The organism is Streptomyces sp. NPDC002209 (assembly GCF_042890265.1).
In the GTDB taxonomy this organism is placed as follows: domain Bacteria; phylum Actinomycetota; class Actinomycetes; order Streptomycetales; family Streptomycetaceae; genus Streptomyces.
Window position 1 is genome coordinate 236,526 of sequence record NZ_JBIARX010000007.1, and the last position, 19,414, is coordinate 255,939.

Here is a 19,414-nt window from a genome sequence, read left to right on the forward strand (position 1 = left end):
TGGAGTCGACATGGCCAAGTACGACATCTCCAAGCTGCACCCGGTGTTCGTCCGCCAGATGGAGGCCCTGGCCGCCCTGGACATCGAGGCGGTGATGAAGAACTACACCGACGACGCCGTCCTGCTGCGCTTCGAGGGGGTCTCGGTCGGGATCGAAGCCGTGCGCGAGACGTTCACGGGCTACCTGACGGTGAAGCCCACGCTGGTGGAACTCCAGGAGTACATCGAGACCGAGGACACGATCTTCTACCGCGCGATCATGAATCTGAACGGCGAACCGGAGCACGCGTTCGGGACACTTGTGGTCCGCGATGGCCGGATCTGGCGCCAGACCGCCGGTTTCGGCGGCTGACCAACGATATCTGGGTAGCGTGTGCGGGGAGGGCGAAGGCAGCGCCCTCCCCGCACGCGCAGGCCCCGCCGGAGACCGCGGCGAGGGCCTCGCTGGTGAAATGGCAAAGGGGAGGTCATGGAACGCGAAACCGGGCGTGTCGAGGCATTCAGTGACGGGGTATTCGCCATCGTCATCACGATTCTCGTTCTGGAACTAAAGGTTCCGGAGGAAACGGGATCGGACTTCTGGCACGGCGTGTGGGAACAGTGGCCGCACTATGCCGCATACGTGGTGAGTTTCCTCATCATCGGCGTGATGTGGGTGAACCACCACACCATCTTCAGTCACCTCAAGAGGGTGGACCGGCCGCTGTTGTTCCTGAATCTCATGGTGTTGATGGTGGTGTCGGTGATTCCGTACACCACCACCGTGCTCGCCGAGCACCTCGTCGAGGAAGGCGGCTCCGCCAACGCCGCCGCGATCCTCTACAGTTCGGTCACCGTCGTCTACGCGCTGGCGTTCCTGGCCTTCTGGTGGTACGTCACCCGCGTCGGCCACCTGTTCCACGAACGGGTGGACAAAGAGGGTGCCCGGGCCACCCGCGTGCGCTTCGGCCTCGGCGCCGTGGCGTACCCCCTGACCGTTCTCCTGTCCTTCTTCTCCGCACCGCTCACTCTCGTCGCACACTTCCTGATCGCGCTCTACTATGCGGCGAACCAGATCCCCATCCCCCTCGTGGTAGAGGAGGAGCGGCTCGAATCTGCCAGCGACCTCAGGAAGTAGCCGCCGTGGCCTACGGCCGTTCTGCACGGTCAAGTAGGGTATTGGATCTAGTGGTCGCGGGGGAGGCCCAGATGGCTCGCGTAGTCCTTCCGGAGGATTCCACGAAGGAAATCTCCGAATTGATCGACGTACTGATCTCTCTATTCTTCGAGTCCTTACCCCGGCGGGACCAGCGAAACTGGGCCCGCGTTTATCTCAACGGCCTGGTGCGGACCAGCGGGAAGAAAACAATCCGTAACATCGCCGGAACAGGGGCCAGTTCCGTCGAGCAGAGCCTCCAGCAGTTCATCAGCAAGTCCCCCTGGGACTGGACCCCGGTACGCCGCTCCCTCGCCCAGTACCTCGAACGCACCGCCCAGCGCCCGCTGGCCTGGGTGGTCCAGCCCATGGTCATTGAGAAGGCCGGCGACCGCTCGGTCGGCGTGGGCCGCCAGTTCGTCCCCCAGCTCGGCCGCACCGCCAACTGTCAGCAGGCCAGCGGCATCTGGCTCGCCTCCAGCGAGGCCAGCTTCCCCGTCGAATGGACCCTCACCCTCCCCGGGCCCTGGACGAGCGAGCTGCTGCGCCGCCGGCGGGCCGGCATCCCCGACACCGCACGCTCGCTCACCCCCGCCCAGGACGCCGTACACGCCGTCCAGCGGATGGCCGCCAGCTGGCAACTCCAGCGCCGGCCCGTGGTGATGGAGGTCGCCAACACCGACATCCCGCAGAGCATCGAGTCCTTCGCCCTGCAGGACATCCCCTTCGTCTTCAAGGTCGACGGCTCGCTGCCCGTCTCCTTCGGCGGCGCCGGCCGGCACAAACCCGGACCGCACACCGCGCCCGCCCGCGAACTCATCGACTCCCTGCGCTCCCAGCGGCGCGTCGTGGAATGGACCCGGCACGGCCGCGCCGAAGGGGCAGTGACCCTGCTGACCTCGGCCGCCATCCTCGCGACCCCCGGCGAGGACCGGTCCGCACCCCTGCCGCCCACCCCGCTGCTGCTCGTCGGCGCCTGGACCGAAGCCGCCCTGCTGCCCTCCGAGTTCTGGATCACCAACATCGGCGACCGGCCGCTGGCCCAGCTCTTCCTCCTCGCCAAACTCACCGACCGGGTATCCCTCGATTTCACCGAGACCTGCGAACCCGTAGGCATCCGTGATTTCGAGGGCCGCTCCTTCCGTGGCTGGCACCACCACGCCACGCTCGCGAGTGTCGCCCACGCCTCGATGCTGCTCGGTGCGCGCGGCAGGATCCCCGACGGCTTCTCCGGGCACGTGCGGCCCTCGCTCGGCGGGGCGCCCGGGCCCGTGTCCCGTACCGGAGCACCCGGCCCCGTGGCGCGCACCGGCCCGCCGCCGGTGCTGCCGCCGCGGCCGCTGATCCCCGGCCAGAGCGCGAGACGCGAGTACATCCGCTGATGCTCGACATCGCCGAGGAACTCCGCGCGTGGTGCGCCGCGCACCGCGAATTCGCCCTGGCCACCGTGGTCGCCGTCAGCGGGAGCGCGCCGCGCGGCCCGGGCGCCTCGCTGGCCGTAGACGCCGGCGGCACCGCGCTCGGCTCCCTCTCCGGGGGCTGCGTGGAATCCGCCGTGCACGAGCTGTGCCTCGACGCGATCGCCTCCGGCGAAGGCGGCGTGCACCGCTTCGGGTACAGCGACGACGACGCCTTCGCCGTAGGCCTGACCTGCGGGGGAGTCCTGGACGTGCTCGTCACCCCGGTGCGCGGGCACGACCCGGTACGGCCCGTACTCGGCTCCGTGCTCGAGGCCGCCGCCGCGGGCGCCCGGGCCGCGCTGGCCCGGGTGGTCTCCGGCCCGCCGCCGCAGCTCGGCCGGGCCCTCGCCGTCCACCCCGACGGGTCCTACGAGGGCTGCCTGGGCGGTGGGCCGGCCCTGGACCGGGCCGCCGCCGGGCACGTACGGGACCTGCTGCTGGCCGGCCGCACCGGGACCGCCGAGCTCGGCACGGCGGGCGGGCTGTGCGGGCAGCCGCTCACCCTGCTGGTCGAATCCGCCGCAGAACCGCCCCGGCTGATCGTCTACGGGGCCATCGACTTCGCCGCCGCGCTGGCCCGGATCGGGGCCTTCCTGGGGCACCGGGTCACCGTCTGCGACGCCCGGCCCGTCTTCGCGACGCCGGCCCGCTTCCCCGACGCCGACGAGGTGGTCGTGGACTGGCCGCACCGCCACCTGGCCGCCGAATGGGAGGCGGGCCGGCTGGACTCCCGTACGGCGGTCTGCGTCCTCACCCACGACGCCAAGTTCGACGTGCCCCTGCTGGCCCTCGCCCTCCGGCTGCCGCTGGGCTACGTGGGAGCCATGGGATCGCGGCGCACCCACGCCGAACGCGAGCAGCGGCTGCGCGAGCAGGGGGTGGCGCGGGCCGCGCTCGCCCGGCTGCGCTCACCCATCGGGCTGGACCTGGGCGGCGCCACCCCCGAGGAGACGGCCCTGTCCATCGCCGCCGAGTTCACCGCGGTCCGGTACGGGGGATCCGTCGCCCCCCTCGCCCGGCGCCGGGGCCCGGTGCACGCGCGCCCCCGGCTCGCCTACGGGACCAAGGTCCCGTAGGAACAGACCACGGGGCCCGGTATGTCCTGGACGATCAGCCCGGGCGGCATTAATGCCAGGCCATGGGAGAATGAAGTACGTGCGTTTCCTCGGCTGCCCTGCCTGTCGAGGCCGTAGACGGATCCTTCGATCGACTGGGATGTTCAGCACGTGCGTTTCCTCAATGACCAGAAGCCGCCGTACGACCTGACGTACGACGACGTATTCATGGTGCCGAGCCGCTCCGCGGTCGGTTCCCGCCAGGGCGTGGACCTCTCCTCGCCCGACGGCACCGGCACCACCATTCCGCTCGTCGTCGCGAACATGACCGCCATCGCGGGTCGCCGCATGGCCGAGACGGTCGCCCGCCGCGGCGGCATCGTGGTCATCCCGCAGGACATCCCGATCGAGGTCGTCACCGACGTCATCTCCTGGGTGAAGACCCGCCACCTCGTGCTCGACACCCCGATCACGCTGGCGCCCACCCAGACCGTCGCCGACGCGCTGTCCCTGCTGCCCAAGCGGGCCCACGGCGCCGGTGTCGTCGTCGACGCCGACGGCCGCCCGGTCGGCGTCGTCACCGACCACGACCTGACCGGCGTGGACCGCTTCACCCAGCTCTCCGAGGTCATGTCGAAGGAGCTCCTGCTCATCGACGCCGACATCGACCCCCGCGAGGCGTTCAACAAGCTCGACGCCGGCCACCGCAAGCTGGCCCCGGCAGTCGACGAGGACGGCAAGCTCGTCGGCATCCTGACCCGCAAGGGCGCGCTGCGCGCGACCCTGTACACCCCGGCCACGGACGCCGACGGCAAGCTGCGCATCGCGGCGGCCGTCGGCATCAACGGGGACTTCGTGCAGAAGGCCAAGCAGCTGCTCGACGCGGGCGTGGACACGCTCGTCATCGACACGGCCCACGGCCACCAGGAGTCGATGATCAACGCGATCAAGGCCGTGCGCGCGCTGGACCCGCAGGTCCCGATCGTGGCGGGCAACATCGTGGCCGCCGAGGGCGTCAAGGACCTCATCGACGCCGGCGCCGACATCATCAAGGTCGGTGTGGGCCCCGGCGCCATGTGCACCACCCGCATGATGACCGGCGTGGGCCGCCCGCAGTTCTCCGCGGTGCTGGAGTGCGCGGCGGAGGCGAAGAAGTACGGGAAGCACGTGTGGGCCGACGGCGGTGTCCGTCACCCGCGTGACGTGGCGATGGCGCTGGCCGCCGGCGCCGCGAACGTGATGATCGGCTCCTGGTTCGCCGGGACGTACGAGTCCCCGGGCGACCTGCAGCAGAGCGCCGACGGCCGTCTCTACAAGGAGTCGTTCGGCATGGCGTCGGCGCGTGCCGTGCAGAACCGCACGTCGGAGGAGTCGGCGTACGACCGGGCGCGCAAGGGCCTGTTCGAGGAGGGCATCTCCACCTCGCGCATGTTCCTGGACCCGGCCCGTCCGGGCGTCGAGGACCTGATCGACTCGATCATCGCGGGTGTGCGGTCCTCGTGCACCTACGCCGGTGCGGGCTCCCTCGCCGAGTTCGAGGAGAAGGCCGTCGTCGGCGTGCAGTCCGCGGCGGGCTACGCCGAGGGCAAGCCGCTGCACGCCAGCTGGAGCTAGTTCCCCTTTTTCCGGTGGCCCCGGGGGACCGTTCGGCGTGCCGTTCGACCGGTCGGCGCAGGTGGCGGACGGATACGCCAAGCGGCGGATAACTCCGGGCGCCGGGTCCGTCACGCTCAGGTCATCCGACCTGGAAGGGGCAACCCCGTGGCCAGTACCCTCCGCCGCCGCACCGACGCGCACGCCCTCGCGCGACTGCACAGCGAACACGGCAAGGCCCTCTACGGCTTCCTCCTCGGCCTCACCTACGGCGACCGGCACCGCGCCGAGGACCTGCTCCAGGAGACCCTGTTCCGTGCCTGGAAGCACCCCGAGGCACTGGAGAGCGACCACGCGTCCATGCGGCCCTGGCTCTACACCGTCGGCCGGCGCCTCGCCATCGACGCCCGGCGGGCCCGCCAGGTCCGGCCGGCCGAGGTCGGGCCGGACGCCCTGGACACCCACATGCCCGTCGCCGAGGACCGCACCGAGCGGTCCGTCGCCGTCCTCGACGTCCGCGACGCGCTGAGATTACTCAGCCCCGAGCACCGCGCCGTGCTCGTACAGATCTACTTCCGCGGGGCGTCGGTGTGCGAGGCCGCCGAGGCGCTCGGGGTTCCCGTCGGGACCGTCAAGTCGCGTACCTACTACGCCCTGCGGGCCCTGCGGGAGGCCATGCCCGGCTACGGTCCCGTCCCTCGCACCGGCTCCGGGCCCGACCGCCGCGCCGCTGCCTGAGCGGCCACCGCCGCCCGCGAGCGGACCTGCAGCTTCGCCAGGATGTGCGACACGTGCGTCTGCACCGTCCGCGTGGACAGGAAGAGGGCGCCCGCGATCTCCGGGTTCGACCGGCCCTGCGCGACGAGCAGGGCCACCTTCAGCTCCGCCGGTGTCAGCGCCTCCCACCCGTTGGCCGGCCGCCGCCGCGCCGAGCGGCTGCCGCGCCGGACGCCCAGGCTCCGCAGCCGGGCGTCGGCCCGTGCGGTGTCCCACCGGGCGCCCAGGTCCTCGTACGCCGCCACCGCCCGCGTCAGCGCCGACCGCGCCGCCGCCAGGTCGCCGTGCCAGGCCCGGGCCACCGCGAGGTCCTCCCACGCATGGCCCAGCACCAGCGGCCAGCCGCCGCGCTCAGCCCGCTCCAGCGCCTGCGCCAGCAACTGCGGGTCCTGCGCGAACAGCCCCCGGCAGCGCAGCAGCGCCAGCGCCGGGCCCGGGTACTCGGGCAGCGCCGCCGCCACCCGCCCGCAGGCCGCCACCGCAGCCCGGGCCGTCGCCGCGTCCCCGCTGTCCAGGGCCACGCGGACGATCTCCGACAGCACCCAGGGGCGCTCGTACGCCCCCGCCGCGTCGGGGCTGTCGGCCAGCGCCGGCAGCAGCTCGCGCACCGCGTCGGCCGGACGGCCCGCGCGCTCCGCCAGCAGGGCCCGGGCCAGGAGCACGTGCCCGCTGTAGCGGCGGGCCGCCGGGACCGCGAACGGGTCCGGCGGGAGCAGCGCGAGCTCGGCCTGCGCCGCCTCGCGCTCGTCCCGGTGGCCGAGTACGAGGGCCCGCAGCCCGTGCACCACCACCGGCAGCCAGCCGTCCGAGACCGGCAGCCCGTCCGCGCGGGCCACCCCGGCGAGGGCCGCGTCCCAGTCGCCGAGCCGGTAGTGGAACTCGGCGAGCCGGGCCTCGGTGACCACCAGCCGCCCCGTCGAGCGGGTGGACAGCGCCAGCTCCCGCGCCTCCCGCAGCGCCGCCGCGACGGTCTCCGGCTCGTCGAACCGCAGGTGGGCCTCGGCCTGGTTGGCGAGGAGCAGCAGCCGCATGTCGTTGGCCTCGGGGCTGCGCCGGGCGCACGCGATCCCCTCGGCGACGTGCCGCAGCGACGCGCGGCCGCGGCCCAGGTGGAACAGGGCGAAGGCCATCGCGTGGTGGGCCTCCGCCCCGCACAGCGGATCGCCCAGCCGGGCCGCCTCCGCCACCACCGCCGCGGCGAGCGTGTGGGCCTGCGCCGGGCAGCTCAGATCCGCCAGGGCCAGCACCCGGCACGCCTCCAGCCGCAGCCGGAGCGTGGGGGAGGACACCTGCTCCGCCAGCGCGTCGTCCGTGACGGCCAGCGAACGGGCCATGTCCCCCTGGATCATCAGCGCCGACACCAGCTTGAAGGCCAGCTCCGCCCGGCGCCCGGGATCCGTGGCCCGCCCGTGCAGGGTGGTCAGGAGCTCCACCGACTCGGGCCGGCGCAGCATCAGGGCGGCGTCCGCGAGGCTCCCCTCCAGGGCGTCCCGGTCCCCGCAGTCGGCCTGCGCGACGGCCCGCTCCAGGAGTTCGGCGGCCGCTCCGGGCGCCGCCGCGATCAGGGACTGCGCCGAGTCGGCCAGCCAGTGCACCGCCCAGCGGTCCAACGCCCCGCCGGCCAGCAGCTGTTCGGCCGTCCGCTCCGGATCGTGCCCGGCCTCGCCCAGGGCCCGGGCCGCGTCCTGGTGCAGGGCGGCCCGGGCGGCCCGGGGGAGCTCCGCGTACAGGGCCCGGCGCAGCGCCGGCTGCCGGAAGCGCAGCCGCTCGCCGGTGTCCTCCAGCAGCCCGGCGAGGAGCCCCTCCTCCAGCTCGGCCAGCACCTCCCGGGCAGTTCTGGCCTGTACGAGGGCCAGCTCGCGCGGGGTGAAGGCCGGGCCGAGCAGCGCCGCGTGCCGCAGGGTGGTGTACGCGGGGCGGGAGAGATAGCCGATGCCCCGCGGGACGGAGGCGGGCGGATCCGGCAACTCCGGCTCGGGCAAGGTCAGTTCGGCGAACGCGTCGGTGTGCGGGGCGTCGCCCCGGGCGCCGCCGCCGGCGGCGTCACCGGACCCGCCGGTGATCTCGATGAACCGGGACCACTGCGTGGCCAGGTCCCGCAGCAGCCGGGGATTGCCGCCCGCCTGCCCGGCGGCCTCCCGCAGCCGCGGTCCGGGAGCCGCCCCCAGCATTCCCCGCAGCAGCTGCGCCGACTCCGCCCCGGTCAGCGGCTCCAGCCGCAGGGTGCGCCCGCGCGGGCCCGCTCCGAGCTCGGCGCACAGCTGCTCAACCTCGGGCCGCCGCGGCAGCGGTCTCCGGGTCGCCGCCAGCAGCAGCGGCAGCCGGTCCACCGCCCGGGACAGGCGCTGCCACAGCAGCAGGCTGGCCGGGTCCGCCCAGTGCAGGTCGTCCAGCACGAGCAGCAGCGGGCGCTGCGCGCACCACTCTTCGACCCCGCTCACCAGCAGGTCCATGGCCGCGAGCCACGCCCCGCCGGGCTGCGCCGCCTCCCGGGCCTCCCGGAGCAGCGCGACCACGGCCGCCCGGCCGGGCCCCTCGGGGTACAGGCAATCCAGCGCGGCCCGCAGCGGCAGCTCCGCCGTGAAGGCGTCGGCGGCCCCGTAGCGCACCCGGCTGCCGAGGGCGGCCGCCTCGGCCAGCGCCTCGCGCACCAGGGCGGTCCGGCCCGCGCCGGGCTCGCCCTCCACGATCAGGTGACCCCCGCTGCCCCGCGCACCGCCGCGCACCCGGTCCCGTAACTCTTCACGCAGTCGTTCACGCCCGACCCGCACGTCGGTGATCCTCCCCGGACGTCTCCCGGCTGCCGCCGGGGTGCCCCGCCGGCCGGTCCGCGCCTTGGCCAGGATGGCATGCCCGCGGGGCGATCAGTAGCGGGGGAGCTGCTCGCCGGGCGATGAACTGTGCACGCCCGCACGGTACTTGGGGATCCGCAGGGTGATCTTCATGCCTGCGCCGACGCCCGTCTCGATCACCGGGCCGTACGCGTCCCCGTACACCTGCCGGATCCGCTCGTCCACGTTCGTCAGCCCGATGCCCGACGAGGACCCGCTCCGCTCCCCGGCCAGGATCCGGCGCAGCAGGGCGGGATCCATCCCGACCCCGTTGTCCTCGATGGTGATCACGGCCTCCGCGCCCGCGTCCCGGGCGGCGATCGTGATCAGGCACTCCTCGGTGGAGTCCTCCAGCCCGTGCTTGACGGCGTTCTCCACGAGCGGCTGCAGGCACAGGAACGGCAGCGCCACCGGCAGCACCTCGGGTGCCACCTGGAGGGTCACCTTCAGCCGGTCCCCGAACCGGGCCCCGGCCAGCGCCAGGTACTGCTCGATGGAGCGCAGCTCCTCGGCGAGGGTGGTGAACTCGCCGTGCCGCCGGAAGGAGTAGCGCGTGAAGTCGGCGAACTCCAGCAGCAGGTCCCGGGCCCGCTCCGGGTCGGTGCGCACGAACGAGGCGATCGCGGCGAGGGAGTTGAAGATGAAGTGCGGGGAGATCTGCGCCCGCAGCGCCTTGATCTCCGCCTCCATCAGCCGGGTCCGCGAGCGGTCCAGCTCGGAGAGCTCCAGCTGGACGGAGACCCAGCGTGCGACCTCCGTCGCGGCCCGCACCAGTACCGCCGACTCGCGCGAACCGTAGGCCACGAGCGCGCCGAGCATCCCGTCCTCGCCGGTGAGCGGGGCGACCACCGCCCACTTCAGCGGGCAGTCGGGGCGGGTGCACTCGGTCCGTACGCTCTGGCTGCGCCCCGAGTTCAGCATCACGGTGACCCGGGCCATCGCCCGCCGCTGGTGGTGGTCGGCGCCGGGCCCGTCCCAGGCCAGTACCGCATCCCGGTCGGTGAGGCACAGGGCTTCGGTGCCCAGCAGGGAGCGCAGCCGCCTGGCGGCCTTGCGGGCGGCGTCCTCGGTGAGCCCGGCGCGCAGCGGGGGAGCGGCGAGCGAGGCGGTGTGCAGGGTGTGGAAGGTGGCCCGCTCCACCGGGGTCCCGAGGCCGAGGCCGGTCGCCCGTTCGCCGCGCCGGGCGTGCCACCGGCCGGCGGCCCAGCCCAGGCCGAGCAGCAGGGCCGCGCCCGCCGCGGCCAGGGCCGCGAGCACCGCTCCGGTCACGGAGCACCGCCCGCGCGGGCGCCGGAGCCGGTCACGCTCTCCGGCAGGTGCAGCCGGGCCAGGGTCGCCGCCGTCCCCGCCGGGACCCGCGACCGCGTGGCCAGCGACACCAGCACCATCGTCAGGAACCCCAGCGGTACCGACCACGCCGCGGGCCACGCCAGCAGCGTGTGCACCCAGCCCGCCGGGGGCAGCCCCGCCCGCGTCGCCAGCACCGCGCCGAGCGCCGCCCCGCCGCCGGTGACCAGCCCCGCCACCGCACCCGGCGGGGTCAGCCCGCGCCACCAGATGCCCAGCACCAGCAGCGGGCAGAACGACGAGGCCGACACCGCGAAGGCCAGCCCCACCGCGTCCGCCACCGGGACGTCGGTCAGCGCCATGCTCCCGGCCAGCGGCACCAGCATCGCCACCAGCACCGCGCACCGGAACGTCCGCACCCCGCGCGTCGGCAGCACGTCCTGGTGCAGCACCCCGGCCACCGCCATGGTCAGCCCCGAGGCCGTCGACAGGAACGCGGCGAACGCGCCCCCCGCCAGCAGCGCCCCCAGCAGGTCGCCGAGCACCCCGCCCAGCATCCGCTCCGGCAGCACCAGCACCGCGGCGTCCGCGTCCCCGGTGAGGGCGAGCTCCGGGGCGTAGGTGCGGCCGAGCACCCCGTACACCGGCGGCAGCAGGTAGAAGCAGCCGAGCAGCCCGAGCACCACCAGCGTGGTGCGCCGCGCGTCGCGGCCGTCGGGGCTCGTGTAGAAGCGCACGGCGACGTGGGGCAGGCCCATGGTGCCGAGGAAGGTGGCCAGCACCAGCCCGTACGTCGCGTACAGGCCGAGCGCCGGCCGGCCCCCGTCCAGTGGCTCGGACCAGCGGGAGGCGTCGGGCCCGGACGTCGCCCGGGTCTGCGGGACCCGGGTGTCCGGGGCGAACTCGAGCCGCGCACGGGCCCGTACGGAGTGCTCCCCGGGCTCCAGCGTCAGCGGGGCCGCCGCGTACGTCCGCCCGTCCACCTGCCCGGTGACCTTCAGCGTCAGCGGCGCGTCCAAGGACAGCCGGACGTCCTCGGCGAGCGTGACGGCGGTGTGCTCGCGGAAGACCGCCGGAGCGTCGAACGAGGCCCGCGGCGCGCCGTCGCCGGCCCAGGCGGCGAGCAGGAAGAAGGCGGGCACCAGCAGCGCGGTGAGCTTGAGCCAGTACTGGAAGGCCTGCACGAAGGTGATGCTCCGCATCCCGCCGGCCGCGACGGCCGCGGTCACCACGAACGCGACGACCACCCCGCCCACCCAGTGCGGGGCCCCGGTCAGGATCTCCAGGGTCAGCCCGGCGCCCTGCAGCTGCGGCAGCAGGTACAGCCAGCCCACCCCGACCACGAACAGCACCGCGACGCGGCGCACCGCCTGCGACTCCAGCCGGGCCTCGGCGAAGTCGGGCAGCGTGTACGCCCCCGAGCGCCGCAGCGGGGCCGCCACCAGCGCGAGCAGCACCAGGTATCCGGCGGTGTAGCCGACCGGGTACCAGAGCATCTCGGGCCCCTGGAGCAGCACCAGCCCGGCCACCCCGAGGAAGGAGGCCGCGGAGAGGTACTCCCCGCTGATCGCGGCCGCGTTGAGCCGGGGCCCCACCGTCCGCGAGGCGACGTAGAAGTCGGAGGTGGTCCGCGATATCCGCAGGCCCAGCGCGCCGACCAGCACCGTGACCAGGACGACGACGGTGACCGCGGTCAGCGCGTACGTCTGGTTCACCGGTCGGTCCTTCGCCGCGGGGAGCAGGGGGTAACGGAGTCTACGCACGCCCGCGGACCGGGCAACAGGCGTGATCCCGGCCGATCACCCGCGTTCGCAGCGGCCGAAAAGGGTGGTCAGCGTGCGGGGTCGCGATGGTCCGCGCAGTCGCGCAGGGCGATCTCCAGCTCCACGTACGAGTCCTCGGCGCGCCGGAAGGCGAGGGTGAGGGCCGCCTCCGCGCGGGGCGGCAGCTGCTGCCGGACCCCCTCGTTGGCCTCGTACAGTACGTCGGCCCAGCGCGCGGCGGCGCTGCGCAGCCGGGCGAGCAGCACCTCGGCCTCGGCGGGCCCGGCCGGCGGGGTCCGGGGCAGTACGGCCAGCGCGTCGAGCAGCGCCTGGATCTCGGCCATCCGCACCCCCTGCTCGTTCCGGCCTGTTCCTTCCGGACCGGCGGCTCCACGATAGGTGCGGGCCGGGCCGGCTGCGGGCGCCGGGGCCCGCCCTGCGACCGACGGCAGCAGCGGGGCGCCGTACGCCCCTTGCGGTGCGACGAACGGCGCCCCGGCACGCCGGACGGTCGGCGCGCCGGGCGGTCGGCCGTGTGGCTGGGTCGGTCGCTATCCGGTCGCCTGGCGCATCAGCAGGTCCCGCAGCTGCCGGGCGTGGCGGCGGCTGACCTGGAGCTCGGCCGATCCGACGCGGACGCTGGTGGTGCCGGCGTCGAGCCGGAGCTCGTCGATCCGGCCCAGCGCCACCAGGTGGCGGCGGTGGATGCGGACGAACCCGCGGGCCGCCCAGCGTTCCTCCAGGGTGGAGAGCGGGATGCGGACCAGGTGGCTGCCCTCGTCGGTGTGCAGCCGGGCGTAGTCGCCCTGGGCCTCGACGTACGCGATGTCGGCGATCGCCACGAACCGGGTGACGCCGCCCAGTTCGACGGCGATCTGGTCCGCGGTGCGGTCGGCGACGGTGACCTCGGGGGCGGGGCGGCGCTGCACCGGGACGAGCGGCCCGGCCGGCTGCGCGGGTCCGGGCGGCTGCGCGGCGGCCCGGCCGAGCTGGGCGCAGGCCCGCCGGACGGCCTCGGCGAGCCGCTCCGGGCGGACGGGCTTGAGTACGTAGTCCACGGCCTTGAGGTCGAAGGCCTGTACGGCGAACCCCTCGTGGGCGGTGACGAACACGATCAGCGGCGGCTGTGCGAACCCGGCCAGCAGCCGGGCGATGTCGAGGCCGGTCAGCCCTGCCATGTGGATGTCGAGGAAGACCACGTCGATGCCGTCGGGCCCGTCCGGGCCGCTCTCCAGGGCCCGGGTGATCCGCCGCAGGGCCTCGGTGGCGTCCGAGGCGCCCTCGGCGCTCAGTACCCGGGGGTCGGAGCGCAGCAGGTAGAGCAGTTCCTCGAGGAGCGGCTTCTCGTCGTCGACGGCCAGTACGCGCAGCATGCGGTGGAGTCTATGGACGAGTGCGCCGGGGCGGAACGGTGCGCGGCCCGCCTGCCGGGGGGAGTGGGCAGGGGGCCGCGCGGTTCGGGAGCGGGGGGAGGAGGGGATCAGGAGGTGGTGATCAGGAGGTGGTGATCAGCTTGCCGTCGGGCGAGACCGCGTACCAGGTGCCGCCGACGCCCTGGCCGTTGATGTCGCCGGCCTTCTTGTCACCCGTGAAGGTGTAGACGGGCCAGCAGTCGATCGCCTGCTGCTTCATGCCGTCGGGGCGGTCCAGGACGGAGTAGCCCTTCTCCACGATGCCCTTGGCGTTGGCCTTGTCCACCGGGGGCACCACGGGCCACTTGGCGACGCAGTCGCCGGTGCAGTTGGAGGCCATCGGCCAGGCGGTGTCCTTCTTGAAGCGGTAGACCGTCATGCCGTTGCCGTCGACGATGTGCTCGCCGAGCTTGGGGTCCTTGGCCACCGTCAGGGCGCCCGCGGCCTGGCCCGCACCGGCGGGCGCGGCGGGCGCGGGGGCGGCCGCCTTCGCGGCCTTCTTGCCGTCGGGGGCGAGGGCGAACCAGGTGCCGCCGACGCCCTGCCCGTTGGTCTCGCCCGCCTTGGTGTCCTTGCTGTAGCGGTACACGGGCCAGCCGGCGACCGTCAGCTGCTTGCTGCCGTCGGTGCGGACGACCTCGCCCAGCAGCGACGGGTCCATGCCCGCGGCGGCGGTGGCGTCGCCGGCCGCGACCACGGGCCAGGTCTTCGCGCAGTCCCCCTCGCAGTTGGACTTCGGCGGCTTGGCGGTGTCCTTGTCGAAGCGGTACAGGGTGAAGCCGGCGCTGTCGGCGAGGACCGAGCCGAGCTGCTCGTTCTGGGCGATCGCCAGCTGGCCCGCGGCCTTGGTGCCGGAGCCGGCGGCGTCCGCCGCGCCTGCGGCGGATCCCGCGCCGTAGTCGGAGCCGTAGTCGCCGGCTCCGGAGGCGGGAGCCTGGGACGCGGCCCCGGCCGGCTTCGCGTCGCCGGCCTTGGTGTCGTCCCCGCCGCAGGCGGTCGCCGTGAGGGCGACGACAACTGCCACGGCGGCGAGGGTGGTTCCGCGCTTGATGCCCATCTTGATCTCTCCCACGTGTGGTGTCTCCGTGTCCGCCGCCCGTCTCCGGTGCGCCGGCAACTCTGCGAAGGACACGCCCTGTCGGGGTCGATCTGTTCAAGCGGATTCCTGTGGGCTGTTTCACTCACCCTGCATCGAACCCGGCCCGCCGCAGAGCCGTGACCACAGCGAGGCCGAGAACCTGGTGTCCGGTGTCGTCGGGGTGCAGCCCGTCCGCCAGGTGCTCCGGACCGAGCAGGTCACGGCCCGGCAGCAGGGCGAGGCGGTCGTCCCCGGCGGCGATCCGGTCGCGGGCGGCCCGCTCCATCGCATCGCGCAGGGCGCCCAGGGTGGCGCCGAGCCGGTTCGGGGTGCGCTCGGCGTCGGGCCGCAGCACGGGGGAGACCAGCAGCAGCGGGGTCCGTGGATGCCCCTGGCGGACCAGGTCGAGGAACGCGCGGGTGGTCTCGTACAGCAGTGGCCCCGAAAAGGGCACGCGGGACCAGCAGTTGGTGCCGAAGGCGAGGGTGAGGACATCGGCGGGGAGGCCGGCGAGCTGCTCGGCGGTGGCGAGCTCCCCGCGGGCGGCGCCCGCGTAGCCGAGGTTGACGGTGTCCCAGCCCAGGGCCCGGCCGGCGACCGCGGGCCAGCCGTGTGCGGGCCGGGTCGACCACCAGCCCTCGGTGATCGAGTCGCCGTGGACCACCCAGCGCGGTGCGGGCGGCGCCGGGGCCACGGAGCCGCCGACCCCGCGCAGCCCGAGGATCAGCGGGGACTGCCCCTCGGGCGGGTGCACGGTGAACGGGCCCGGCCCGCCCGGGAGTTCGATGTGTACGACGGCCTCCACGGCCGGTTCGGTCCACACCTCCCGGACCACCCCGTGGCGGTCCCACAGGGCGAAGCCGTGCGCGAGGTCGCGCAGCGCGTCGGTGGGGCCGGGCACGGTCGCCCGGTAGCGGATCTCCACCGCGCGCGCCGCCTGCGCCGTGAACTCCAGGCGCACCCCTATCGGCAGGGTGGCCCGCTCGCCGGTGTCCCAGGGCAGCCGCATGCTGTCCGCCGGGTCGGCCCGTACCGGGCGCCCCTTGTCCAGCCAGGCGACTCCGCGCAGGAACGGCCCCGGGTCCAGCCAGTGCGTGGCGGTGCTCTCGGCGGTCACTGCGCGCCTCCGCTCGTCGGTGGGGTGTCGGGGCCGGAGGAGTCCGCAGCCCCCGCTGCCACCGCGTTCACCCGTACCCCGCACGGGCCCGGTTCACCGCCGCGGGAGCGCACCCGTGCGATCGGGCCCGACCCGGCGGCATGCTCGGGCAGATCTGACGAGGTGTCAATAATGGGGGTGAAGGAGCCGTGCGCACTGATCGATCATCCGTGCGCAACGAAGGACCATCCAGGACAGATCCGCGCAACGATCGTGCGGCAATGTGCAAGGATGGTGCATTACGGGCGGTATCACTCAGCTCGTAGGCTCACTCGCTGTACGTGGAGTGGCGTGGACCGCCTGCTCGGCGGTCCTCCCCATGCCCAGGCTCATGTCTGTGTCCTGCTCCGGACCGCTGCGGTCGATGCCTCAGTCCCCATCCGCAGTGTCTAAGGAGTCCCCCCGTGCTCGATCAGGGCCAGGCACCCCCGCTCTCCCCGGAGACGCGCAAGCCCGTGAACCCGCTGCTCCGGCGCAAGCCCGTCGAGCGGCTCGTCTCCGAGGGCGGCCAGGGCGAGGGCGGCACGCTGCGCCGCTCGCTCACCATGTGGCAGCTGACCATGATCAGCATCGGCGCCACCCTGGGCACCGGCATCTTCGTCGTCCTCGGCACCGCCACCCCCAAGGCCGGCCCCGCCGTGACGATCTCCTTCATCCTCGCGGGTCTGACCGCCTTGTTCTCGGCCCTGTCCTACGCCGAGCTGGCCGGCTCCGTCCCGGTCTCCGGCTCCTCGTATTCGTACGCGTACGCCACCATGGGCGAGCTGATCGCCTGGATCTGCGGCTGGTGCCTGGTCCTGGAGTACGCCGTCTCCGTCGCGGCCGTCGCCGTCGGCTGGGGCCAGTACCTCAACGAGCTCCTCGACGGGACCATAGGCGTCACCGTCCCCGACGCGGTGTCCGCACCGCTGGGCGACGGCGGGTTCATCAACCTTCCGGCGCTGGTCGTCGTCCTGCTTTCGATGGTCTTCCTGATGCGTGGCGCCAAGGAGAGCGCGACGGTCAACTCGATCATGGTCGCGGTGAAGATCGTCACCCTGGTGCTCTTCATCGGCATCGGCGTCATGGGCATCAAGGCCGGCAACTACACCCCGCTGGCCCCGCTCGGGGTCACCGGCATCAGCGCCGCCGCCTCCACCCTCTTCTTCTCCTACATCGGCTTCGACGCCGCCTCCACCGCCGGTGAGGAAGCCAAGAACCCGAAGAAGGACCTGCCGCGCGCGATCATGCTCTCGCTGGCCATCGTCACCGCCCTCTACGTGCTCGTCGCCTTCGTCGCCGTCGGCGCCATGCCGTGGCAGGACTTCGAGGGCACCGAGGCCGCGCTCGCACAGATCATGACCGACGTCACGGGCAACAGCGTCTGGGGCGTCGTCCTCGCCGCCGGCGCCGTCGTCGCGATCTTCTCCGTGGTCTTCGCTGTCCTGTACGGCCAGACCCGCATCCTCTTCGCGATGGCGCGCGACGGCCTCGTCCCCAAGGTCTTCGCCAAGGTCGACGAGAAGACCGGAGCCCCCCGCGCCAACGTGGTGATCGTCTCCCTGTTCTGCGGTGTCCTCGCGGCCTTCATCCCGCTGGGCAAGCTCGCCGACGCCACCAGCATCGGCACCCTCTTCGCCTTCGGCCTGGTCAACGTAGCCGTCATCATCCTGCGCAGGACCCGCCCGGACATGCCGCGCACCTTCAAGGTGGCACTCTTCCCCGTCACCCCGATCCTGGGCGCCATCGCTTGCGGCTACATGATGACCGAGCTCGATACGGCCACGTGGATGGTCTTCGGTGGCTGGATGCTCGTGGGCCTCGTGTTCTACTTCGTGTACGGCATCCGCCGCTCCCGCCTGGCCACGGAAGACGTGGCCACAGCAGAAAAGTGATCCACCCGCAGTGCGACTGAACGATCTCGACGAACGCATCGTGCACGCCCTCGCCGAGGACGCCCGCCGCTCCTACGCGGACATCGGCTCCGAGGTCGGCCTCTCGGCCCCCGCCGTGAAGCGACGCGTGGACCGGCTGCGGGCCGAGGGAGCCATCACCGGCTTCACCGTCCGCGTCGACCCCGCCGCGATGGGCTGGGAGACCGAGGGCTTCATCGAGATCTACTGTCGCCACAACACCTCGCCGGACGACATCCGGCGGGGGTTGGAGCGGTACCCCGAGGTGGTGTCCGCGTCGACCGTCACCGGCGACGCGGACGCCCTCGTCCAGATCTTCGCCTCCGACATGAGGCACTTCGAGCGGGTGCTCGAGCGCATCGCGGGCGAGCCCTTCGTGGAGCGCACCAAGTCGGTGCTCGTCCTCTCCCCGCTACTGCGCCGCTTCACCTCCGGCGCACCTGCATAGGCGGGCCCGGCCCGCCGGGCACGGCCCTACGCCGTCGTGCGGGCCGCAGCGGTGTGCGCCGGGTCCCACAGGGCCCGGCGTTCCTCTTCGGTCAGCCCGCCCCACACCCCGAACGGCTCGCGGGTCCTCAGCGCGTGCTCCAGGCACGCGGCCCTCACCGGGCAGACCGCACAGACCCGCTTCGCGGCCTCGTCGCGGTCCTCCCGCTCCTCGCCCCGCTCACCCGCGGGATGGAAGAACCGGCCGGTGCCCAGATCCCGGCAGGCGGCCCGCAGCTGCCACTGCCAGTGATGGTGCGCGGCGCCGGGCAGGCGGGAGACGTCGGTCATGGCAGTTCCTTTCGGTTTCATCGGCATGCCCTCGCGTGTGACCACTCAGCGCCCCGTGAAACCTGCCGCTCCGCCCCGGCCGTACGGCGGCGCCCCGTCAGGCTCCGGCGTCCGGGGTGCGCAGCCCGATGAAGAGCGGCCGGCGCCGCAGCGTGAACCCCATCGACTCGTACAGTGCGATCGCCCCGGTGTTGTCCGCCGCCGCATGCAGGAACGGGCGATCGCCGCGCTCCCGGATCCCGGCGGCCACCGCCCGGATCAGCCGGCCCGCGAGCCCCCGGCCCCGGTGGTCCGGGTGCGTGCACACCGCGCTGATCTCCGACCAGCCCGGCGGCCGCATCCGCTCCCCGGCCATCGCGACGAGCCGGCCCTCGTGCCGGATCCCGAGGTACGTGCCCAGCTCGACGGTGCGCGCCAGGAACGGCCCCGGCTTCGTCAGGTCGACCAGCTCCCGCATCTCCGGGACGTCGCCGGGCCCCAGCAGGACCGCTTCGGGCGCGGCCTCGGCCCGTACCGCCCCGCCGTCCAGCTGTACGCCCGGTATCGAGGCCTCCGTCGTCCACCCCGCGGGCGGGGTCGGCAGCCCGGTGACCCAGACCGCGGCGCCGGGCCCGGCCAGCGCGGCCAGATCGGCCCAGGCCCGCGGGTCGTCCGGGTCCGCGAGCGCGGCGAACGGCGAGGCCTGCGCGACGTACCGGGCCGCGAGGCCGGCGGGCCCGGTCTCGGCGAAGGCGCGGCTCGGGCCGGTCAGCGCAGCCCAGACCGGATTGTCGAGTACGTGCACGGGCGCGGCCGTGCCGGTGTCGGACGACATGGGGTGGCGAACTCCTTCCCTCGGCAGCGGCCGCAGGCCCGTCCACCGCGTTCTTGACGGCCCCGCGCACCGCCACGAGACTGCTGGTGACGACGGTCACCCCAGTCAGCGTCCGTCGCGGGCGGGTTTATGCCCCAAGGGCGGGACGGAGCCGGTGGAGATGGCCAGGACGGCGGTCGCGGGGATACGGATCCTGCGCCGCTGGTGGCTGACCCGGCGCCTGCACATCGATCTGCGGCGCGTGTGCAGCGCATTCCGCCCGGGCATCTGACACCCCCGGCCCTCCGTACGCCGCGCACGGCCTCCCCGCCGCCGCGGGCCCGGTTCCGCGGACCGCTCGCCGCGCACACCGGCGGCGTCCACCCCGCCGCCGCACCGTGCGTG

Annotated in this window: 17 protein-coding genes; 8 read left to right on the forward strand and 9 right to left on the reverse strand. The window is 73.6% G+C overall.

Annotated features, from left to right (window positions below):
- The first annotated feature begins 10 nt into the window (after positions 1-10).
- The 6 genes from ACFYXK_RS17040 (at position 11) to ACFYXK_RS17065 (ending at position 5,981) form a co-directional block, all read left to right on the forward strand.
- Entirely contained in the window at positions 11-352 is a 342-nt protein-coding gene (locus ACFYXK_RS17040) for a nuclear transport factor 2 family protein (RefSeq protein WP_030656331.1), read from the forward strand.
- A gap of 117 nt (positions 353-469) precedes the next feature.
- Positions 470-1,117: a TMEM175 family protein gene (locus tag ACFYXK_RS17045; protein ID WP_389411814.1), complete on the forward strand. Its 648-nt coding sequence runs from the start codon at positions 470-472 to the stop codon at positions 1,115-1,117.
- A 71-nt stretch (positions 1,118-1,188) separates the two neighbouring features.
- Positions 1,189-2,517 carry an IS701 family transposase gene (locus tag ACFYXK_RS17050; RefSeq protein ID WP_389411815.1) on the forward strand — a complete coding sequence of 443 codons (1,329 nt, stop codon included), beginning with the start codon at positions 1,189-1,191 and terminating at the stop codon, positions 2,515-2,517.
- Positions 2,517-3,671, forward strand: coding sequence for an XdhC family protein (locus tag ACFYXK_RS17055; RefSeq protein WP_389411816.1), 1,155 nt, complete (start codon positions 2,517-2,519; stop codon positions 3,669-3,671). The genes ACFYXK_RS17050 and ACFYXK_RS17055 overlap by 1 nt, the downstream gene beginning before the upstream one ends.
- Positions 3,672-3,821: 150 nt before the next feature.
- On the forward strand, positions 3,822-5,264 hold the full coding sequence (locus ACFYXK_RS17060) for a GuaB1 family IMP dehydrogenase-related protein (RefSeq protein WP_389411817.1): 1,443 nt from the start codon (positions 3,822-3,824) through the stop codon (positions 5,262-5,264).
- A 147-nt stretch (positions 5,265-5,411) separates the two neighbouring features.
- A complete protein-coding gene (locus tag ACFYXK_RS17065) occupies positions 5,412-5,981 on the forward strand; it encodes a sigma-70 family RNA polymerase sigma factor (RefSeq protein WP_389411818.1) in 570 nt (189 codons plus the stop codon).
- Here the strand turns inward: ACFYXK_RS17065 and ACFYXK_RS17070 are convergent.
- The 7 genes from ACFYXK_RS17070 to ACFYXK_RS17100 all read right to left on the reverse strand — a co-directional run bounded on the left by ACFYXK_RS17070 (position 5,927) and on the right by ACFYXK_RS17100 (position 15,508).
- Positions 5,927-8,791: an ATP-binding protein gene (locus ACFYXK_RS17070; RefSeq protein ID WP_389411819.1), complete on the reverse strand. Its 2,865-nt coding sequence runs from the start codon at positions 8,789-8,791 to the stop codon at positions 5,927-5,929. The two genes, ACFYXK_RS17065 and ACFYXK_RS17070, sit on opposite strands and share 55 nt — an antisense overlap.
- A 93-nt stretch (positions 8,792-8,884) precedes the next feature.
- Complete coding sequence (locus tag ACFYXK_RS17075; protein WP_389411820.1) at positions 8,885-10,120, reverse strand: sensor histidine kinase; 1,236 nt, start codon at positions 10,118-10,120, stop codon at positions 8,885-8,887.
- On the reverse strand, positions 10,117-11,853 hold the full coding sequence (locus tag ACFYXK_RS17080) for a cation acetate symporter (protein ID WP_389411821.1): 1,737 nt from the start codon (positions 11,851-11,853) through the stop codon (positions 10,117-10,119). The genes ACFYXK_RS17075 and ACFYXK_RS17080 overlap by 4 nt, the downstream gene beginning before the upstream one ends.
- Before the next feature lie 116 nt (positions 11,854-11,969).
- Positions 11,970-12,245: a hypothetical protein gene (locus tag ACFYXK_RS17085; protein ID WP_383512006.1), complete on the reverse strand. Its 276-nt coding sequence runs from the start codon at positions 12,243-12,245 to the stop codon at positions 11,970-11,972.
- A 207-nt stretch (positions 12,246-12,452) separates the two neighbouring features.
- Positions 12,453-13,274 (reverse strand): LytR/AlgR family response regulator transcription factor, encoded by an 822-nt coding sequence (locus tag ACFYXK_RS17090; protein ID WP_389411822.1) that lies wholly within the window; start codon positions 13,272-13,274, stop codon positions 12,453-12,455.
- Positions 13,275-13,395: 121 nt separating this feature from the next.
- The gene (locus ACFYXK_RS17095) at positions 13,396-14,370 is read right to left on the reverse strand and encodes an SCO0930 family lipoprotein (protein ID WP_389411887.1); all 975 of its coding nucleotides are present in this window, start codon (positions 14,368-14,370) and stop codon (positions 13,396-13,398) included.
- Positions 14,371-14,494: 124 nt separating this feature from the next.
- Complete coding sequence (locus ACFYXK_RS17100; RefSeq protein WP_389411823.1) at positions 14,495-15,508, reverse strand: GDSL-type esterase/lipase family protein; 1,014 nt, start codon at positions 15,506-15,508, stop codon at positions 14,495-14,497.
- Positions 15,509-15,951: 443 nt separating this feature from the next.
- Between ACFYXK_RS17100 and ACFYXK_RS17105 the strand changes: the two genes are divergently transcribed.
- Both ACFYXK_RS17105 and ACFYXK_RS17110 read left to right on the forward strand, forming a co-directional pair.
- Positions 15,952-17,421, forward strand: coding sequence for an amino acid permease (locus ACFYXK_RS17105; RefSeq protein WP_389411824.1), 1,470 nt, complete (start codon positions 15,952-15,954; stop codon positions 17,419-17,421).
- A 10-nt stretch (positions 17,422-17,431) separates the two neighbouring features.
- Positions 17,432-17,887, forward strand: coding sequence for an Lrp/AsnC family transcriptional regulator (locus ACFYXK_RS17110; RefSeq protein WP_030027017.1), 456 nt, complete (start codon positions 17,432-17,434; stop codon positions 17,885-17,887).
- Between the two features lie 26 nt (positions 17,888-17,913).
- On the opposite strand, the gene ACFYXK_RS17115 is transcribed toward ACFYXK_RS17110, so the two are convergent.
- Complete coding sequence (locus ACFYXK_RS17115) at positions 17,914-18,216, reverse strand: WhiB family transcriptional regulator (RefSeq protein WP_383511998.1); 303 nt, start codon at positions 18,214-18,216, stop codon at positions 17,914-17,916.
- Positions 18,217-18,313: 97 nt separating this feature from the next.
- Positions 18,314-19,030: a GNAT family N-acetyltransferase gene (locus tag ACFYXK_RS17120; protein ID WP_389411825.1), complete on the reverse strand. Its 717-nt coding sequence runs from the start codon at positions 19,028-19,030 to the stop codon at positions 18,314-18,316.
- Between the last annotated feature and the right edge of the window lie 384 nt (positions 19,031-19,414).

What these genes read in the sequence shown, in the direction of transcription:
- ACFYXK_RS17040 (WP_030656331.1), top strand. Translation starts at nt 11, where the DNA reads ATGGCCAAGTACGACATCTCCAAGCTGCACCCGGTGTTCGTCCGCCAG.
- ACFYXK_RS17045 (WP_389411814.1), top strand. Translation starts at nt 470, where the DNA reads ATGGAACGCGAAACCGGGCGTGTCGAGGCATTCAGTGACGGGGTATTC.
- ACFYXK_RS17050 (WP_389411815.1), top strand. Translation starts at nt 1,189, where the DNA reads ATGGCTCGCGTAGTCCTTCCGGAGGATTCCACGAAGGAAATCTCCGAA.
- ACFYXK_RS17055 (WP_389411816.1), top strand. Translation starts at nt 2,517, where the DNA reads ATGCTCGACATCGCCGAGGAACTCCGCGCGTGGTGCGCCGCGCACCGC.
- ACFYXK_RS17085 (WP_383512006.1), bottom strand. Translation starts at nt 12,245, where the DNA reads ATGGCCGAGATCCAGGCGCTGCTCGACGCGCTGGCCGTACTGCCCCGG.
- ACFYXK_RS17090 (WP_389411822.1), bottom strand. Translation starts at nt 13,274, where the DNA reads ATGCTGCGCGTACTGGCCGTCGACGACGAGAAGCCGCTCCTCGAGGAA.
- ACFYXK_RS17095 (WP_389411887.1), bottom strand. Translation starts at nt 14,370, where the DNA reads ATGGGCATCAAGCGCGGAACCACCCTCGCCGCCGTGGCAGTTGTCGTC.
- ACFYXK_RS17115 (WP_383511998.1), bottom strand. Translation starts at nt 18,216, where the DNA reads ATGACCGACGTCTCCCGCCTGCCCGGCGCCGCGCACCATCACTGGCAG.
- ACFYXK_RS17120 (WP_389411825.1), bottom strand. Translation starts at nt 19,030, where the DNA reads ATGTCGTCCGACACCGGCACGGCCGCGCCCGTGCACGTACTCGACAAT.